This window comes from Silicimonas algicola, from assembly GCF_003148765.1.
GTDB lineage: Bacteria > Pseudomonadota > Alphaproteobacteria > Rhodobacterales > Rhodobacteraceae > Silicimonas > Silicimonas algicola.
The window spans coordinates 856,693-874,174 of record NZ_QGGV01000001.1 but is presented as its reverse complement, the minus strand read 5'-3'; the positions used below and the strand labels follow the sequence as shown (position 1 = coordinate 874,174).

General features: G+C 64.5%; 9 protein-coding genes. All 9 read right to left on the bottom strand.

What is annotated here, in order from left to right:
* Positions 1 to 54: 54 nt before the first annotated feature.
* A complete protein-coding gene (locus tag C8D95_RS04390; RefSeq protein WP_241239813.1) occupies positions 55 to 8,358 on the bottom strand; it encodes a glycoside hydrolase family 94 protein in 8,304 nt (2,767 codons plus the stop codon).
* Between the two features lie 711 nt (positions 8,359 to 9,069).
* A complete protein-coding gene (locus C8D95_RS04385; protein ID WP_109757883.1) occupies positions 9,070 to 9,459 on the bottom strand; it encodes a cupin domain-containing protein in 390 nt (129 codons plus the stop codon).
* A 134-nt stretch (positions 9,460 to 9,593) separates the two neighbouring features.
* A complete protein-coding gene (locus tag C8D95_RS04380; RefSeq protein ID WP_109757882.1) occupies positions 9,594 to 10,124 on the bottom strand; it encodes a lasso peptide biosynthesis B2 protein in 531 nt (176 codons plus the stop codon).
* Positions 10,097 to 10,375 (bottom strand): PqqD family protein, encoded by a 279-nt coding sequence (locus tag C8D95_RS21920; RefSeq protein ID WP_164721581.1) that lies wholly within the window; start codon positions 10,373 to 10,375, stop codon positions 10,097 to 10,099. The genes C8D95_RS04380 and C8D95_RS21920 overlap by 28 nt, the downstream gene beginning before the upstream one ends.
* The gene (locus C8D95_RS21915) at positions 10,372 to 11,247 is read right to left on the bottom strand and encodes a hypothetical protein (protein WP_211312598.1); all 876 of its coding nucleotides are present in this window, start codon (positions 11,245 to 11,247) and stop codon (positions 10,372 to 10,374) included. The genes C8D95_RS21920 and C8D95_RS21915 overlap by 4 nt, the downstream gene beginning before the upstream one ends.
* On the bottom strand, positions 11,244 to 12,362 hold the full coding sequence (locus tag C8D95_RS04370) for a 50S ribosomal protein L11 methyltransferase (protein ID WP_109757880.1): 1,119 nt from the start codon (positions 12,360 to 12,362) through the stop codon (positions 11,244 to 11,246). Before C8D95_RS04370 ends, C8D95_RS21915 begins: the two co-directional genes overlap by 4 nt.
* A 309-nt stretch (positions 12,363 to 12,671) precedes the next feature.
* A complete protein-coding gene (locus C8D95_RS04365) occupies positions 12,672 to 14,573 on the bottom strand; it encodes an asparagine synthase-related protein (RefSeq protein ID WP_109757879.1) in 1,902 nt (633 codons plus the stop codon).
* Positions 14,570 to 16,258 carry an ABC transporter ATP-binding protein gene (locus tag C8D95_RS04360; RefSeq protein WP_164721579.1) on the bottom strand — a complete coding sequence of 563 codons (1,689 nt, stop codon included), beginning with the start codon at positions 16,256 to 16,258 and terminating at the stop codon, positions 14,570 to 14,572. Before C8D95_RS04360 ends, C8D95_RS04365 begins: the two co-directional genes overlap by 4 nt.
* Positions 16,255 to 17,448, bottom strand: a complete 1,194-nt coding sequence (locus C8D95_RS04355) for a nucleotidyltransferase family protein (RefSeq protein ID WP_164721578.1) — start codon at positions 17,446 to 17,448, stop codon at positions 16,255 to 16,257. The genes C8D95_RS04360 and C8D95_RS04355 overlap by 4 nt, the downstream gene beginning before the upstream one ends.
* Positions 17,449 to 17,482: the final 34 nt, after the last annotated feature.

Below are 17,482 nucleotides of genomic sequence, written 5' to 3'. Positions count from 1 at the left end.
CCGCGGCTCCACAAGAGCGTCGTCAACCGAGGGCCAGCCTCATTCTTGCGGCGGTCAGGTCAGTGTCACCAAAAGGTCCTGCGCCCCGCCCGTCAGACGCACCCTCAGCAGCCCCCCTTCGACAGGGTGAGGTGCTCCGTTCAAGACGGCGGACTTCACGCCCCGACCCGTCCCTCCAGGATTTTCAACGGTGACCGAAAGCCGCGCCTCGCCCAGCCGGACAGTCGCGCTGATCCGAGGCCAATCCCCGGGAAAGCAGGGGTTCAGTAAGAGGTTTTCCCCTGCTCGCGTGAGACCCAGGATCCCCTCGATCCCGGCGCGATACATCCAGCCCGCCGAACCGGTGTACCAGGTCCAGCCGCCCCGGCCTTCGTGCGGAGGCGTGGAATAGACGTCAGCCGCCACGACATAGGGTTCCACCTTGTAGCGTGCAGCCTCGTCCGGGGTGAGGCTGTGGTTGATCGGGTTGACCAGCGCGAATAGCCGCGCCGCCGCATCGCCGTCTCCCATCCGGCACAGAGCCAGGATGGCCCACATCGCGGCATGGCTGTATTGCCCGCCGTTCTCGCGCAGCCCGGGAGGGTATCCTTTGATATAGCCCGGATCGTGCGGCGTGGCGTCGAAGGGCGGCGTGAACAGGAGCGCCAGGCCGGGATCGGAACGGATCAGATGCTCGGTCATGCTCTCCATCGCCCTGGTAGCGCGGACAGGGTCCGCCGCGCCTGACAGGACGGCCCAGGATTGAGCGATGCTGTCGATCCGGCATTCATCCGAAGTCGAGGACCCCAAGGGGGTTCCGTCGTCGTAGGTGCCGCGCCTGTACCAGTCGCCGTCCCATCCATCCCGTTCGATCGCCTGTACGAGCTCCTCACGGTGCGCGCGCCAGCGCCGGGCGCGAGTTGGATCGCGGCTCTCGGCAAAGGGCGCCATCGCATCGAGGGTGGCGACCAACAGCCATCCCAGCCAGACCGACGTTCCTTCCCCGCCTTCGCCGACGCGGTTCATGCCGTCGTTCCAGTCACCCGTACCGATCAGCGGCATTCCGTTCGCACCCGTCAGGTCGATCGCCAGATCAAGCCCGCGAGCGCAGTGCTCGAAGAGGTCGGCTCGACTATCCGAGACCGTGGGCTCGAAGAAGTCGTCATGCGCGCCGGGCGGAAGTGCGGGGCCTTCGAGGAAGGGAACCTCTTCGTCGAGGATCGTCGCATCGCCCGAGACCGCGATATACTGCGCGACGCCGTAGCCAAGCCAGACGCGATCGTCGGAGATCCGCGTGCGGACGCCCTGCCCCGAATGCGGCAACCACCAGTGCTGGACGTCGCCTTGGGGAAACTGCCGTCCAGCAGCGCGCAGCAGATGCGCGCGCGTCAGCTCGGGGCGCAGTGCGGTGAGCGCCATGCCGTCCTGCAACTGGTCGCGGAAGCCGAAGGCGCCGCTGGCCTGATAGAAGCCGGTGCGAGCCCAGATCCGGCAAGCGAGCGTCTGATAGAGCAGCCAGCCGTTCAGCAGTATATCCATGGCCCGGTCGGGCGTCTGCACCTGCACCGCGGTCAGGAGATCGGTCCAGTGGGCGCGGACGGCATCGAGCGTTGTGTCCGTCTCGACCGCCCGATGGCGCAGGATCAGCTCGCGGGCGGCCTCGGCGGATGCGGCTTGCCCGAGGAGGAAGACCACCGTCGCGCTTTCGCCAGGTTCCAATGTCAGGTGGCGTTGCAGCGCGGCACAGGGATCGAGCGCGGCGCCGGTCCGGCCCGAAAGGGGGTCCGAGCCGATGCCTGCCGGTGCAACCATGCTGCCGCCGCGCCCCAGGACCTCCGTCCGGTCTGCCGTCACGCTGTCGACGCCCGCGCCCAGGTCCGCAAAGGCAACGCGTCCCGGGAAGGCGATGGCAAACGGATTTCGCGCGAGAATGGCCCCGGTCTGCTCGTCGGTCGTGGTGGTGATGTGAGCGGCGGTCGCGCTGCGGGAGGTGCCCAGCACCCACTCGGCGTAGGCCGTGATGGATAGTCGCCGTATCGTGTCGCCATTATTGCGAAGCGTCAGGTGAGTGATCTTGACCGGATCTTCCAGGGGAACGAATTGAACCGTCTCTGCCGCGATGCCGTGTCCGTCATGGCTGAAGCGGCTGTAGCCGAAGCCATGACGCGCGACGTAGGTGCCTTTCCCCCGGATCGGCAGCGCCGTCGGCGTCCAGAGCGCTCCGCTGTCGAGATCGCGCAGGTAGAGCGCCTCGCCGGCCGGGTCGGACACAGGATCGTTCGACCAGGGCGTCAACTGGTTCTCGCGGCTGTTCTCTGCCCAGACATGGCCGCTGCCTTCGGCAGAAACTGCAAAGCCGAAGACCGGGTTGGCGATTATGTTGATCCAAGGCGCGTGTGTGGTCTGGCCGTCCTTGAGGACGGTGACATACTCGCGTCCGTCTTCCCCAAAGCCGCCGGTTCCATTGAAGAATTCCAGCTCGGGCGGCGCGACTGCAGGGGCAGGCTGAGGTGGCGGCGTCTTGATAGGCGGCGAAGAGGGCACAGGGGGAGCAGGCAGAATGGCATCGAGCTGGTCGCCGATGCTGCCGCGGCTCGCCACCAGGGTCACACGCGCTGTGGCGACCAGCATCGCCCTCTGATCCGCCGTGACAAGATCGGAGCGAAGGGTATGGATCGCGCCCTGCTTTCCGCCCTTGTTCGCCTCGCTGCGCGGACGCGTCTGCGCCGATCGAACGGCGACTTCGATGGTGGTCTGCATGTCCTGCACGTACGATGAGGCGCGATCGTTCAGGATCACCAGATCGACATCCAGTTGCCGCATTCGAAGATACTCGTGGGCGGCGAGAACCTCGTGCAGGGCGGCGGCATCTTCGGTGTCGGCGATCCGGAACAGGATGATCGGCAGATCACCCGAAATGCCCATGGCCCAAAGCGTCGATTGCGGCCCCAATCCTGCGTCGATCTGGGCCGGGCTGGCCCTCAATCGCGGATCGTTGCGCAGCATCATTCCGCCCAGTCTCTGGAAATCGGCGGCGGCGGCGGACGTGATCCCGAGGTAGCGCAACTGGACCTGGCTTTGCGTCCACGAGAGGGTCACGGCGCGTTCAAAGGCCGAGAGATCGCGGTGGCGATCGACCTGATCGAGCAGGGCCTCGGGCGTGTCGGCAACGACCGTCCAGAAGGTCACGCGCGCGACGCCGCCGGGTGGAACGATCAGGCGCCGCCGCAGCGCGAAGACCGGATCAAGGACAGTTCCGGTCGTGCCGGACAGAGGTTCCTCCGCCATCGCCGCCGAACGGATGTCTTTTCCCCGACCGATGAACCGCGCGCGGTCGGTTTCGTACTGCACCGGGGCGCTTTCGGTCCCTTCGACGACGCCCAGATGCGCCGCCCAGACCTCGGGGTCGCTGTCGGAGCGGCGTCGTCGGGTGGCAATGATCGCACCGAGCTCGGACATGTAGTCGGTGACGACGAAAAGCTTGGAGAACGCCGGATGCGCCAAGTCCGCGGACTGCGGAGCCAGCACGAGTTCCGAATAGGACGTCAGGTCGATCTCGCGCGCCCTGCCCCCGGCATTGGTCAATGTCACGCGGCGGGCCTCGGCGTCATCTTCTGCCGACACCACGACTTCGGTGGTCATCGTCAGCTTCTTCTCTCGATGCGTGAACGAGGCAAGGTGTTCCGAGAAGACCGCCTGATGCTGGTGCTCGCCGGCGCCGGTCGGCTGGACAGCCGCGGACCAGAGCGCGCCGGACGTCACGTCCCGTGCAAAGATGAACGACCCAAGTGTCGCCTGCGAGGGATCGGGCCGCCACCGGGTGATGGCCAGATCGCGCCAGCGGCTGAACCCGCCCCCCGTGGGGGTAAGCATCACGCCGTAATGTCCGTTCGACAGCATATGCCCGGTCGAGGTTTCCTCGGCAGGCGCGTCGAAGCGGCGGACGACAGGGGCATCCACGCCATCGACGGTCGTGACGGGCACATCCCGGGCGCGCGGCGAGGCGGCCGTCGCGTCGCGGGGCACGCGCTCCTGCAGCAGTAGCTCGACCGCGCGGACGATAGGCTCGGCGTGGAAGCGAGTCCTCAGACGCCCGTCCTGAAGCGTGTTGGCGATGGCGGTGATGGTCATGCCCTGATGGTGCGCCATGAAGCTTCGGATCACCGCATGGTCGGCTTTTGCGGGCAGGCGCTGCGCGGTGAAATCCAGCGCTTCGTAGAAACCGAAGCGGCCTTCGGCCCCGAGAGCGGCGAGGCGTTCGTAATTCCGCAGGGCCGCTGCCGGATCGACCATGGTGGCAAGCCCGGTGGCATAAGGCGCAATCACGCGGTTCTCGTTCAGACCTCGCTTCAGACCCAGCCCCGGCACGCCGAAGTTGGAATACTGGTAGGTCATCTCGAGATCGCGGGCATTGTAGCCGGATTCCGAGACCCCCCAGGGCATCCCATGTGCGGCGCCATAGGCCTTTTGGCGTTCGACGATCAGACGGTTGGTCTGCTCCAGCAGCGATCCCACCGGCGCCCGCATCACCAGCGACGGCATGAGATATTCGAACATGCTGCCCGACCACGAGATCAGGGCCGATCCCGATCCGACGGGCGTTGCCGCCCGGCCCAACCTGAACCAGTGGCGGGTGGGTGCGTCGTCTTTTGCGATGGCGAAGAGGCTTGCGAGCCGTGCCTCGGACGCCAGCAGGTCGTAGCAGTTCGGATCGCGGGTATTGCTCGAGACCGAAAAACCGATGGACAAGAGCTGCTTGTCCGGATCGAGCATGAAGGCGAAGTCCATATCCATGGCCAGGGTGCGGGCGACGTCCTCGACCTCCGCAAGCCGCGATCCTGCCGCGCCGTCGGCATCCGCGAGGTGCCCGGCGATGCACTCGCGAGCGGCCGCGCACCAGAACGCCAGATCGGCTGCGCTCTCTCCCAGAGCGTCGGCCAGCGCCACCGCCTCGGTCGCCATCGGGGCCAAGATCGCGAAGGCATCCTGACGCGCGTTCGCTTCCAACAGTCGGTCGAGCAAGCGCGACACTGCGGCTGCGTCGGGGATCAAAGCCTTCTGTGCGAGTGCCAAGGCATCATGAAGCCCCGCGCGCTGCTCGGACGTCGCTACTGGACCGTCCTGCCATTCCCTGCAGGCCTGGGCCACCGCGATGAGATGTCCCGCGAGATTGCCGCTGTCCACCGACGACACATAAGGCGGATCCAGGACCTGCAGGTCGCGTGTGTCGTGCCAGTTGTAGGGATGGCCGCGGAACCTGGGCATCTGTGTCAGGGTCAGCAACGTCTGTTCCAGCCGGGTGACGGCGGCGGATTGACCGATCCACCCCATGTCGCGGGCGACGGTGGTGGACAGAAGATAGAGGCCGATATTGGTAGGTGACGTGCGGTGGAAGGTCGTGGGGGTTGGCGTTTCCTGGAAGTTGTCGGGAGGCAGGTAGTTGTCCGCCTCGGTCACGAAGGTCTCGAAGTAGCGCCAGGTGCGCCGGCCGATCAGTCGCAGGGCGCGGGCGTCGTCGTCCGTCAGAGGCGTCGGGACAGCCTCCGCCTGCGGTCGGCTGACGCGGTAGGCGAGCGCGGGTGCGGCCAGCCACAACAGCGCGAAGGGCGCAGCCACCGGCCAGACCGAAGGGTTGAGCGCGACCGCGACGCCGCAGGCGGCAAGTCCAAGTGCCACCCCGTGCGCCATCTGCCGGTAGAGCGCGGACGGGCCGGGCTGCTCGCCGGCCCCTGTCGCCGCAGACGTCACCCATTGAAGCAGATGCTGTCGCGTCACCGCCAACCGGATCAGCGTGCGCAGGATGGCGTCCGACATCTGCCACGAGGCATCGGCCAGAAATACGACGCCCAGTGCGATCTGCGCGAGGGCGCGCCACGTGTCCGCCAGAAGCGCCGCAAAATGGCTGCGAGACGTTATCCCGGCCCGGCCCGGAAGGATCGCAAACGGAAGACCGACAAGTTGCGGCAGCGCCAGCATCAGGAGCACCGCGGCGGTCCATGCGGCGGCCATGGGCACAGGCAGCAGCCAGCCTGCAAAGAGTGTGAGCAGCGTCAGCGGCGCCACCAGCGAGCGACGCAGGTTGTCGACCATCTTCCACCTTCCGAGGGGAGAAATTCCGGAGTCCCGCCGGATCACCCAGGGCAGAAGCTGCCAATCCCCCCGCACCCAGCGATGCTGACGCCCTCGGGATGTGTCGTAGCGTGCGGGGAAGGTCTCGACCACGTCGATGTCCGACACCAGCGCGGCACGGGAGAAATCGCCTTCGAAGAGATCGTGGCTGAGCATGCTGTTCTCGGGAACGCGCCCCGCGAGGCTCGCGTCGAAGGCGTCCACGTCATAGATACCCTTCCCGGTGAACGAGCCCTCGCCGAACAGATCCTGATAGACGTTGGATTCCGCGCTCGCATAAGGCTCGATCCCGCCGAGGCCGGAAAAGACACGCTGGAACAGTGAGCCCTCGGTGCCGATCGGAAGGGCGGGTGTCACGTTGGGCTGCATGATGCCGTAGCCCGAGGTGACGCGACGCGTCGCCAGGTCGAAGACCGCGCGGTTCAGCGGATGGGCCATCTTGCCGATCAGCCGCGCCACGGTATCGCGCAAGAGCCGAGTGTCGGCGTCGAGCGTGATGACGTAGCGCACATCCTGGGGCACGCCCGCGTCGGAGAGGAAGCTCGTGTCGGTGGCGCCCCGCAATAGGCGGTTCAACTCGTGCAGCTTGCCGCGCTTGCGCTCCCATCCCATCCAGACGCCTTCCGAGGCGTTCCAGTGCCGCCGGCGCTGCAGGAACAGGAAGCGGTTGCCCTGGTCGGACGGGTAACGCGCGTTGAGGCGCTCAATCGCCGTCTCCGCCGCCGATATGAGCGCGGCATCCTGAGGAGTGGTCTCAGTCGTCTCGTCCGGCCCGTCGGACAGAAGCGCATAGTGCAACGCACCGCCGGCGCTGGAGAGGTGATGGACCTCGAGCTGATCGATCTGCGCCTGAAGGTCATCGGCGTCGCGGAGCAGCACAGGCACCGCGACCAGCGTCCGCAGGGTCGCCGGAATGCCGGTCGACAGGTCGAGCCCGGGCAAGAGCTCTGGCCTGACGGTCCGGGTGACGACAAGGTTGACGAGTGCGACGCCTGCTTCGGAGGCGGTCGCAAGTCCGGTGACCGCCAAAACGATCAGCGCCAGCCCGCCCGCTCCCGTGGTCCAGAGGGCGAGCGCCAGCACCAAGGCTGACATGAGCGCGATCAAGCCGAGAAAGCCCGCCAGACCCAATCGGCCCAGTCCGCGCTCGAACTGCATCCGGACGGTCGGACTGAAGCCGACGTCGCGCTCAAGCCCCGCCCTGGCCGGCCCGATCAGAGATGATCCGGGATCGGCGTCCGGCTCCGGCATGGTGGCGGCAAGATCCAGCGCGGCGTCGGCAATGGCGATCTCGCTATGCCCCGAGCCACGCGCCAACACCTCGATTTCGGTCCGATACCTGTTGCGCGTGGCAAAATCCATCGCTGCAAAGTCCGACCGGGCGCGCAGGCGATCATCCACGAGGCTGACATCCTCGACGAAGTCGGCCCAGTCCAGTTCCGACGCCAGCCGCATGCTTGTGACGATGTTCCGCATGGTGACGTTGGACGCGCCCTGCCGCAGTTGGGCGTTCTGCACCACCGTCTCGATGGAGGTCCCATGATGGGCCAGACGATCTTCAAGCCAGGCGTGAAGCGGCGTCTCGGCCGGATCGAACCCTCGCAGACGTTTGGCGATCTGGGCCGCCACGATCTCGTCCAGCGGGCCGGGAGCGATCCGGGCCGTCGCCGCCCTCAGCGCGTCCTGCGGGGACAGCCCCGACGTCGCCCGGGCCGCCAGCACCTCATCGACGATGCCATCGGCAATAAGACGTCGGCGGTCGTTTATGGTGATCTGTTCCGCCAGGCGGCGCATGTTCTCGACCAGAACGATCCGGAGCGTGATCGCGATGGCCCAAAGCTCGCCGATGGTGAGGGGGCTGACCTGCTGGAAGGCCTTGACGAAGCGCGCGAGGATCGGACCTGACAGCAGGCTGTCGGTGTGGGCCACATAGGCCCAGGTCAGCCCGAAGACACGCGGGTATCCGGCGAATGGCCCCCCGGCTAGTTTCGGAAGCTGCCGGTAGTAACCGGCGGGCAGATCATCCTCGATCTGGCGCAGTTGCTGTTCGACGAGGTGGAAGTTGTCCAGCAGCCACTCCGCCGCGGGCGCGATCTGCCGTCCCTCCCGCAACGCCTGGGTGCAGGAATTGTAGGCGACAAGCAGAAACCGAGCGTTGCTCTTGACGCGGACAGTCAGCGGGCGGACTCGGGAATCGGACTTCTCTGCGACGTCCTCCGCCGACGCAAGCGACAGAGCGTGATGTTCCAACCGTTCCGGGCCGAACAATTCCGACCTGATGACAGTGGTATCCCGCCAGAAGTTCGGTGTCTGCGTCCAAGGCGCTATATCGAGAAGCGAGAGCCGCCTTTTCGTCGATGACGGCCCTGACTCGGTCACCCGTCCTGACGCACGGCAGACGTAGCTGCGGCATTCGCCCGTTCGGGGGTGATTGTTGCCTTAGTCACAGACCCCTCTGAGGCCGCCAGAGGCAGGACACGATATGCGCCCTGCAGGCATCTCTCCGGTCGCATGCGACGCGACATGGCGGTCCATTTGTTTTCGATCTGTTCCCACTTCATGGCGCCTCCTCCCATTTCCCATCTAACATCAGCGCAACGCCGCGACGGGCAAGTCGTTCCCTTGATCTTCGGTGGAGAGAACAAAGTTAAATATCAGAAGCATATCTTCGCTCATACGCTGTCTGATGCCGCGTATGCGGATCAACTCTGTCGGCGCGTCTCGCCGCTCAAGAGGGTTCAAGGCGGCCGTCCGCGACAAAGCCCTCTTCGACCCCGTATGTCGATTCGAACACCCCGATGGAGTCGGCCTCTAATCACTCAGTAAACCAAAAGCTGTACTCTCGGTCAGAATTCTCGTGGGAGATCGCAGCTTAGGGTGAGCAGCCCTGTATTCCTGCTCACCTCGCGCTGATCCGGCCCGTTCTCAGGCCCAGACCGTCGATGACCTGCATGGACGCCCTCAGTCCAGGTCCGTCTGGATCCACCGATGAGAATGATGAATGTCGATGGTCTGAAGCCGTCCTGGCCCCAGGTTCTCGAACCGATGGGGCACGCCCTTCGGTCCCAGGACGACTTCTCCCGCCTCCGCATCGATCACGGCGTCTCCCACGAAGAAGCGGGCCCGCCCTTCGGTGACGATGAAGGCTTCGTCATAGGGATGGACGTGAAGCCGCGGCCCCTGCCCTACGACGTCAGTCCCGTAGGTCAGAACGGTGACCGGCCCGCCCAGCGTCTCGCCGTTGACATGACCGCGCCAGGGCGGCGTTCCCGTGGCGTCGTAAAGAGTTGCCTTCGCGGGAGCCCGTCCGTCGGGCTCTACCGTTGTCGGGTCGAAGTCTGCGCGTTTCAACTCGGTGCCTTTCTGACGTTGAAGACTGTCTGTTCGAGGGCAGAGCCGGGAAAAGATGGATGAGCAGTTCTAGCTTTGCGAAGGTTCCCGGTCCAGAAGGCTCCGCTCACACCTGATGTCTTCCCCCACCGTAGTCATTCCCGGTCAGCGTGTGAGCCTTCCAAGGAACCGCCCTCTGCGCGAAGCAGAACCTCGAAACCCTCGCCTTCTCCACCCGCGACCGTGACGCCGTGGCACCGCAGCCAGGCGTGCGCCGCGAGGTCGCCGTCTTCCGTCTTTCGCACACCCAGAAAGAACCTCGAGCCTAGATCCTCGCGTCGCAGCATCGCCTGCGCCGCCAGACAGCGCACCAGGCAGTCGGTCCGCCAGGGAAGGTTGTTGGCCGCAGTCCGTACCGCCCATTCCAGTAGCTTCAGCCGGGCCAGGATGACTGGATCCAAAGTGTCGTCGGACGTTGCAGCCTCGTCGGCTTGAAGCTGCTCGACAAGCCGTCGCGCCGGAAGCCGCCCGAGGACAAGCCTCGCCCGCAGCAAGGCCGCAGCCGCCTGGCTCAGAGCGCGCCGTTCGTCACCGCTGAGACGTGTTGCCTTCGAGAGCTTGCCCGCCAGCCGCACCGTCGAAGAAGGTCGCGTCGCGCTCAGGTGGCTCCCTCGACCAGCTTGCACCGCTCGAGCTCCCCGACGAGATCCATGATGTCACGCTCCAGCACGTCCGACGTGACCTCGAACTCCGAGAGAAGCGTCTCGTGCACCTCGGACAAGGTCTTGCCGTCGGCCATGAGGGAAAATATGCGCGCGCCCACTGGATCCAGACCGAAGTAGACCCCGCTTTCCAGATCGAGAAGGACGAGTTCGCCGTCGACCTCGCGGGTCGCGACATGTGCGGGCACGTCAAATCGGGTGTCGGGCGTCGTCACGTCGCCTCCTCCAGAACCGGTCGTGGAAAGCCAACACGACGGAGGATCGCCTCCCTCGCCGCTGGAAGGGCAGCGTAGTCGCGCGGCAGGTCTAAGGCAATAGAGGGTACCGCTTCGACCACGTCCGCGACACGGTCCAAGACACGCCGAACGAGCGCCCGATCTTCGATGTCGAGGACGAAGACGTTGCGCATCCAGGCCGCAAGCGCCTCGCCACCGCGCAGGTCCTTGATGGTGGCGATCTCGACCTCAGCCTCTCCGAGAAAGAATGCAGCCCTGAGGGGGCGAGGCGCATCGCAATGCAGAAGCGCTTCGACTGCGAGCATGCGAGCCTTGTCAGTATAGGACACCGGTGGTGCGAGAGGCGCATTTCCGAGAAGTGCGGTCCGGGAATCGTCCCACATTCGGACCGAGGGATGGCTCGGAAGCGCCACAAGGTGTTCGCCGCTGCGTTTGACGACTAGGGTGTCGTCCGTCAGGAAGGGATGCCCGGAGAGTGCGAAGCTCGCTGCAAGAGTTGATTTGCCTCGCCCCGAGGGACCCATGAAGGCGATCGCTTCATCGCCCGTCTCCACGGCGCTGGCATGAAAGACCAGCTCTCCCCGTGCGCTCAGCATCATGGGAATGACCTGGTTCAGGAACAGGTGGTCGCGCGTCACATCGTCGAGCGAAGGGTCGGGCCAGCATAGGGCTTTCGCTCCGTCTTTCCCGATCTCGAAATCCGCAAGGTCGGGAAACCGGAGGATGTACCCGTCCGTCGAGCGATGAAAGAGAAGCCAGTGCACTTCGCTTTCGAACGACCAGCGGTTGAACGGATGATCCGCCAGGGGCTGTTGAACCCGCGGCGGCATAACTGCGGGCGCCTCTGTCATCGCGTCCAGCCCGCGAGCCAGGATCTCACGAAGTCGCGGATCGCCTCGGGCGTCGGAAAAAGGTCCGGATGGTCGTGGAGGACAGCCTCTTCGATCTCCCGAAGACTAAGCCTGCCATCACAGTAGCCGAGGACGATGGCGCCCGCCCGAGCGTCGACAGTCGGTACGGGAACATGGTCGGGCCGGGCACGGCGGAGGTCGTCCGCGTCAAGGATCTCGCCCTGAAGGGTCGACTGGCGGAAGCGCCGCCCGGTCGGAACGTGCTCGAGCGTCCATGCGAAGACGTTCTCGTCGGGCCGCATCGCCATTGTCACGCGCAACCTGTCTCCGTCGCTGACCTCAATCGCTTCCTCGATCGGGAAGAACGCCTGGCTCCGGTTGATGCGGTCGTGGCGAAGCGGAGAATTGGTCATCGTAACGCCTTCGCACAGCGTGCAATCGAACCAACCAGCGAGGCCTTCGAGTTTCCCGCCTCGGGTGATGGTAAGTTCGGCCTTGTAGGAGAACGACTCGCGCGTCTCCGTCATGAAGTCGATTTCGCCAAGCAAGGCCGGCAGTCCGAGGACGTCTTCCAGTCGCAGTTCGACGGCATGTTTCGTGTTTACTGTGTAGGCATTCAGCGCGTGGAAGCCAGCGGGAATGCCTTCACGTGTCCAACCTCGCGCAATACGGGAACTTTGCTGGCCGCCAACGGGGGCAAGGTGTAGCCCCAGTCCTTGAGGGACAATGCGCCCGCCCATCTTAAGAAAGCGCCTGCGGGCGTCCTTGAGCATCTTAAGGATGCCGTAGTCGAGACCAAAGTAGCCGACATGGTCGCAAACAATAAGGTCAACACGGTCGGACAGCAAAAACCTGCTGGCGTCCATGCGCACTGGTCCGGAACGTTTGGTCCGGGACACCACAGCGTACACCCGACTGGCAATCTCGACGATCGCTGTTTTATCTACGCCGATGACGGACTTAGCGCTGCCCTGAAGACAAAGAAGACCAAGAATACCTACCCCGCACCCGAGGTCCAACACGTCGTCATTTGCTTTTACGACGCGCTCTACAGCCTGTGTAAAAAGTCGCGTCCGTTGGACATCTTCAACGTAAGAAAGGTGCTCGGCCAGCATTTACCCTCGTCATCACACGACAATCTATATTCCGCAGGCTGACAAGAAGCAGTGCCGCTGATTGCTGGCAACCGACGCTATCCGCCACTTTTGCAATGGTAGCGGCGATAAGGCAGCGCGAACTGCCGTGATGTCGCTCAGCCTCCACCTGTCGGTTTGGTCATGTTCTCCGACGAATCGCTCGCCGTTCCCATGGTCCCGCGGGTAACCAGGTGTAGCCGACCAAAATCTGTCAAGCTCGGCTTCGAGTATGCCTTCTGAGCTACAGGCTCGAAGTACTTATCCTTCATTGAGTCAACTTTCCCTGAGCTAAGACACTGCCTTTTCAAGCGTAGCATCTTCCAACATGGACCTGCAACACAGGAGGCACAGCAGCATACCAAATGCCCAATGATCGCCGTTTCGGTTAGGAAACCTCAAGTCGGCACGGAGCAAATCGCGTTTCTCTGCCTCAGTCCAACCTGGCGCCAAGGGTTCAGGATGAGACAAGGCCGAATCCAGCTCCTCCGACACACATGCGAAGACGTTCGAGAACTCCGCCTTCGTTCGCCTAGAGTGTACCACTGCGGGTAGCCAATCATGCATCGCAGTTCGATGTATAGCGCGGTCTGTCTTTCCACGTCGAAGCTGTGTGAGCGGCAGAGAGAGCGCCATTTCAATAAACTTCTCGCTTTGTAGCGGCGACCGTCTCTCGATTCCCGCCTGACTTGCCATGACGTCAAGCCTCTCGCGTGCCAGAGCATTGTATGCACTTCGCAGGGTCAGGACCCTCTCTCTCAGTCCGATCGCCATGCGTGGCGTCAGGCATTGAGCGTAATACTGTTGCCTTTCTTCCAACCTTTGTCTTAGCGATTGCTCAAGCCACTCCGTTTCAAGGCGGGGAAGTCGTCTTAGTGCATACCTCAGGTTATTGGCCGCTGAGCGTACCCGCCTTGGCAGCACTGGGTATACACCGTGACGCATGGCTCGATACGCTGCGTGAGCCACGCCAAATTGACGGACGTCTGTCATTATACTTTGCCCTGCCTCTCGCCATTGACCCGTCTGAAACGCTTCCGCCAGGTCGTTATCAGCGAAAGCCAACCACTGGTCCCCGCCGACGCCGTCAAGATGAATCCTACCTCCCGCCTCCTTCAGCGCCTCATACTCACTCAGTTGCATGATGCCATTCGGGAAATTGGGAATGGTTGCCCGCCGCACTGCCTCATCCAGATACCACTCAAGCGGCTTCAGCGTGGGCTCCACCTCCTTGATCTGCCGTCCGACGTGCGCCCCCACCTCATGAGCGTAATCCAACTCATATGCATCGGTCCCCTCCTCGAACTTCAGCGTATACCCCTGGATATCCGGCGCAGGCAGCAGCCCCTCGCGCCAGAGCGCATCTGCCACCGCGAACACGGCCGACGAATCCAAGCCCCCGCTGACGTCGCAGCCGACCACACGATGTGACCTGCTCAGCCGCCGCACCGTGTCGAAGAGCACCTCCCGGTAGTGATCCACGTACTCGCTGTCATGCTTGTAGCGCAGCAGCGGGATATTCTCCGGATGCCAGTAGGTCTCGATCCGACAGCTCCCCTCGCCGACGACCATGTAGCGCGCGGCGACAAGGCGCATGACGCCTTGCCATAAGGTCTCGTCCCGCGACACCCAGCTGGCCGCAAGCGTTTCCGCCAGAAACCCTTCATTCCAACGCCTCGGCTCGCCCGTCGCATCTAGAACGGCGCGGATCTCCGAGCCGAAGATCAGCCGCTTGCCGTCCCAATGATAGACGAAGGGCTTGGCCCCGATCCGGTCTCGAGCACAGAAGGCACGGCGCCGGCGCGCGTCCCAGATCACCAGCGCGTAGTCGCCATCGACCCACTGAAGGCACTCCTCGCCCCACGTCTCGTAAGCCCGCAGGACGAGTTCGGCGTCGGCCCTTGTGCGCAGTTGAGCGCCCTTCGCCAGAAGCGTGGCGCGGAGCTCCTCCCAGTTGTCGACGCGCCCGTCCATCACGAGGACGAGGTCGCCGGTCTCGTTTGTCAGAGGCTGGGTCTCCTCGAGAGCCTCGCTCGTCGTCACCAACATGCAGTGACCCAGCGCCACCGACCCGGACGACCAGTGCCGGATGCCATCGGGACCGCGATGCGCCATGGCCGTCGTCATCGCCTCCACCTCGCGGAGATCCACGGGACCGCCGTCGAAGCGGATGATGCCGGCGATGCCGCTCATGCACGCACCTCGCGCCGCGTGCTCAGAGCAATCGTCTTCCCCTCGTCCGCGACCACCTTGCCCTCGCTCAACGTCACCACCCGGTCGGCCAGCGCCAGGCTGCCCGGACGGTGCGTGATGAGGATGACCGTCCTGTCGGCGAAGGCCGCCCTGGCGTCCGCGATGAAGGCGTCCTCTCCCTCGGGGTCGAACATGGCCGTTGGTTCGTCGAGGACGAGAATCGCCGGGTCCTTCAGCAGCGCACGCGCCAAGGCCACCCGCTGTGCCTGACCGCCCGAGAGGCGAATGCCGCGGTCGCCGACGATGGTGTCATAGCCGTCCGGCAGCCGGCTGACGAATGCGTGTGCCTGCGCCCGGCGTGCGGCATCTTCGATGGCCGCGTCACCCGCACCGCGAAGGCCGAAGGCGATATTCTCCCGGATGCTCGCGTTGAAGAGGAGCACGGTCTGCGAAAGGACGGCGATCTGCTCTCGGAGGCTGCGAAGATCGACGGTCGACACATCGGTGCCATCGATCCGGACTACCCCCCGGTCGGGCCGGTCGAAGCGCGTGAGGAGGTTGACGAGCGTCGTCTTGCCCGCGCCGTTCGCCCCCACAAGTGCAACCGTCTGACCCGCCGGAATGCGCAGATCGACGCCGTTCAGGGCCGAGGCGCGGCCCGGATAGGCAAGGTGGACGTCCTCGAAGACGATGTCTCCACGGATCGGACCGATCGCCGGCGCCGCGATCGCTGGCCCTTCTCCAGCCTCGCCGAACAGATCGTCGAGACGGGTCATCGCGCCGCGCGCGTGCTGCGTCGCGGCCCAGACACCGGCGAGCGAGGAGAACGGGCCGGTCAGGAAGGCCGCGTAGAGTAGGAAGGTGACGAAGTCCGACACCGACATCGCACCGCCCGTCACCCTGTCGCCCAAGAGCCTCAGCAGGATCACCATGGCCAAGACCGCTCCAAACTGGATGGCAGCGTTCAAAAGAGCGGTCAGCCCCTCGCGTTCGACTTCGAGCGAGCGCAGGCGTTCGGCGCGGAGGCGGTAGCTTTCGGCCTCGTCCACCTCCCGGGTGAAGGCCTTGACGGCGGGCATCATCGAGAGGTTCTCGTCGACCGTCGAGACGAGGTCGGAGTAGGCGTCCCGCGCCTCGACCGAGAGCGGGCGCAGCCTGCGGCCGATCAGCCGGAGACCCACGTAGAAGAGTGGCACAAGCAGGAGCACGATCGCGGCGAGGAGAGGCGCTATGCTCGCCATGACCGCAAGTGCGCCCGCGACCGCAAGGATATTGGGAAGGAGGCTTGTCAGCGTGCCGGTCGCGAAGGCACTGAGGTGCTCGGGCTCGTAGACGGCAAACGACAGGATATCACCCTGGCGCCTCTGCCGGAAATAACCGAGCGGCAGGTTCTGGATATGCGTAAAGATGCGCTGGCGAAGGTCGGTCACGATCCTCGCCGAGAGCGTGGCCATGCGGCGGTCGGTGACATAGGCCAGAGCCGACCGCACGCCGAAGAGCACCACGACCGCCAGCAGCACGAGATCGAGGTCGATGGCTCGGTCCGAAAAGACGCCGGCGGCGAACTTCCCACCCAGCCAGGGTATGCCGAGAGCGACGCTGGTCCGCAGCACCAGAAGGCCGGACACCACGGACAATGGCAGCCAGTAAGGCCGCGCAAGGCCGATCAGGCGCGTGAAGGTCATGGCCGGCCCAGGTCCTGTCGCAGCACCTTCGCCAGACCGCGCAGGACGCGACGGAGGTAGAGGATCGAGAGGCTTCCGCCTTCTCCGAACCGGGCGTGCATATAGTCGGCGCGCGGGAACAGGTGGTCGCGAACGAAAGCGGCCTTCGCCCCGGCTCCGTCGAGGGCCCGAAGGTCCATCCATGTCCGCGTTATCCGCCCAGCCTTCAGATATCTGTCGACCAAAGACGGAGGCGAGGCGTTCCACTCGCCGATCAGTCCCTCCGGAAGTGGTGTGCCGAAAATCGTCTGGCCTGTCTCCAGTCCCGAAGCTGTGACGTCGGCAAGGCCCCTGCGGGTGGCCTCGATGCGGAGCGCGCCCCAGTCCTTATCCGACAGGGTGCGCGCGAGGCGATCAATGTCCGCAAGCCAGATCAGCCTGTCGGCGCTGAAGTGGTCGACACCCTCGACCGAGTAGGGCGAGACGAGATGAACGAAGCGGTGAAGGCAGGTGATCAGCAGCGCATCGACGGGATGAGGTGCGCGGGCCATCGCGGAGAAGCGGGCCAGCGGCACCGATCTTTTGAGCAGTTCCCGTGTGGAGAAGGCGCGGGACAAAACGGCTGAGTTGTTCAGGGACCAGTGGAGGTCGATGACATGCTCCCACCCACAGCTTGCATCGGCCTGGCTGAAGCTGAACTGGGTCACGGCCCCGCCGAGCGAGAAGGTCGTATCACGCCCGAACCCGAGGTCGCCGAGTATCCTGCCGGCGCGGTCGACGTTCTCCCCCGCGATCAGAAGGTCGGTGTCCCCCCTCGTCCGCGCCGCAGGCATGTCGTAGACACTGTAAGCGCTCGCCGTGCCCTTGAGGATGACGCTGTCGATACCAGCCTCTGCCAGCGCGTCGACGGCATCGCCGATAACCTTGCGGTGACGATCCTCCCAGAAGCCCTGGACCAGCGCAGCACGCTCGACAGCATCGAGAACCTCGGCGGGTACACCCTCCATCTCCTTCAGAGCGGCAGCCGAGAGAACTTCGGTGCCGTGAAACACGAGGCGTTCGAGAACGCGTGTTCCATTTAGGGTTTCGGGCCAGGAGTCAGGTGCGTCGGACACCAGAGCCCGCACAAAGTCTTCCTCGACATCGAAGCCGGTCCCGTCGTTTGCCGAAATCGTAAGGTTCGATGACGCCAGAGCCAAAATTTCGTGCACCTCGATGGCCGATTGAAGGCATCGACTGTCAGAA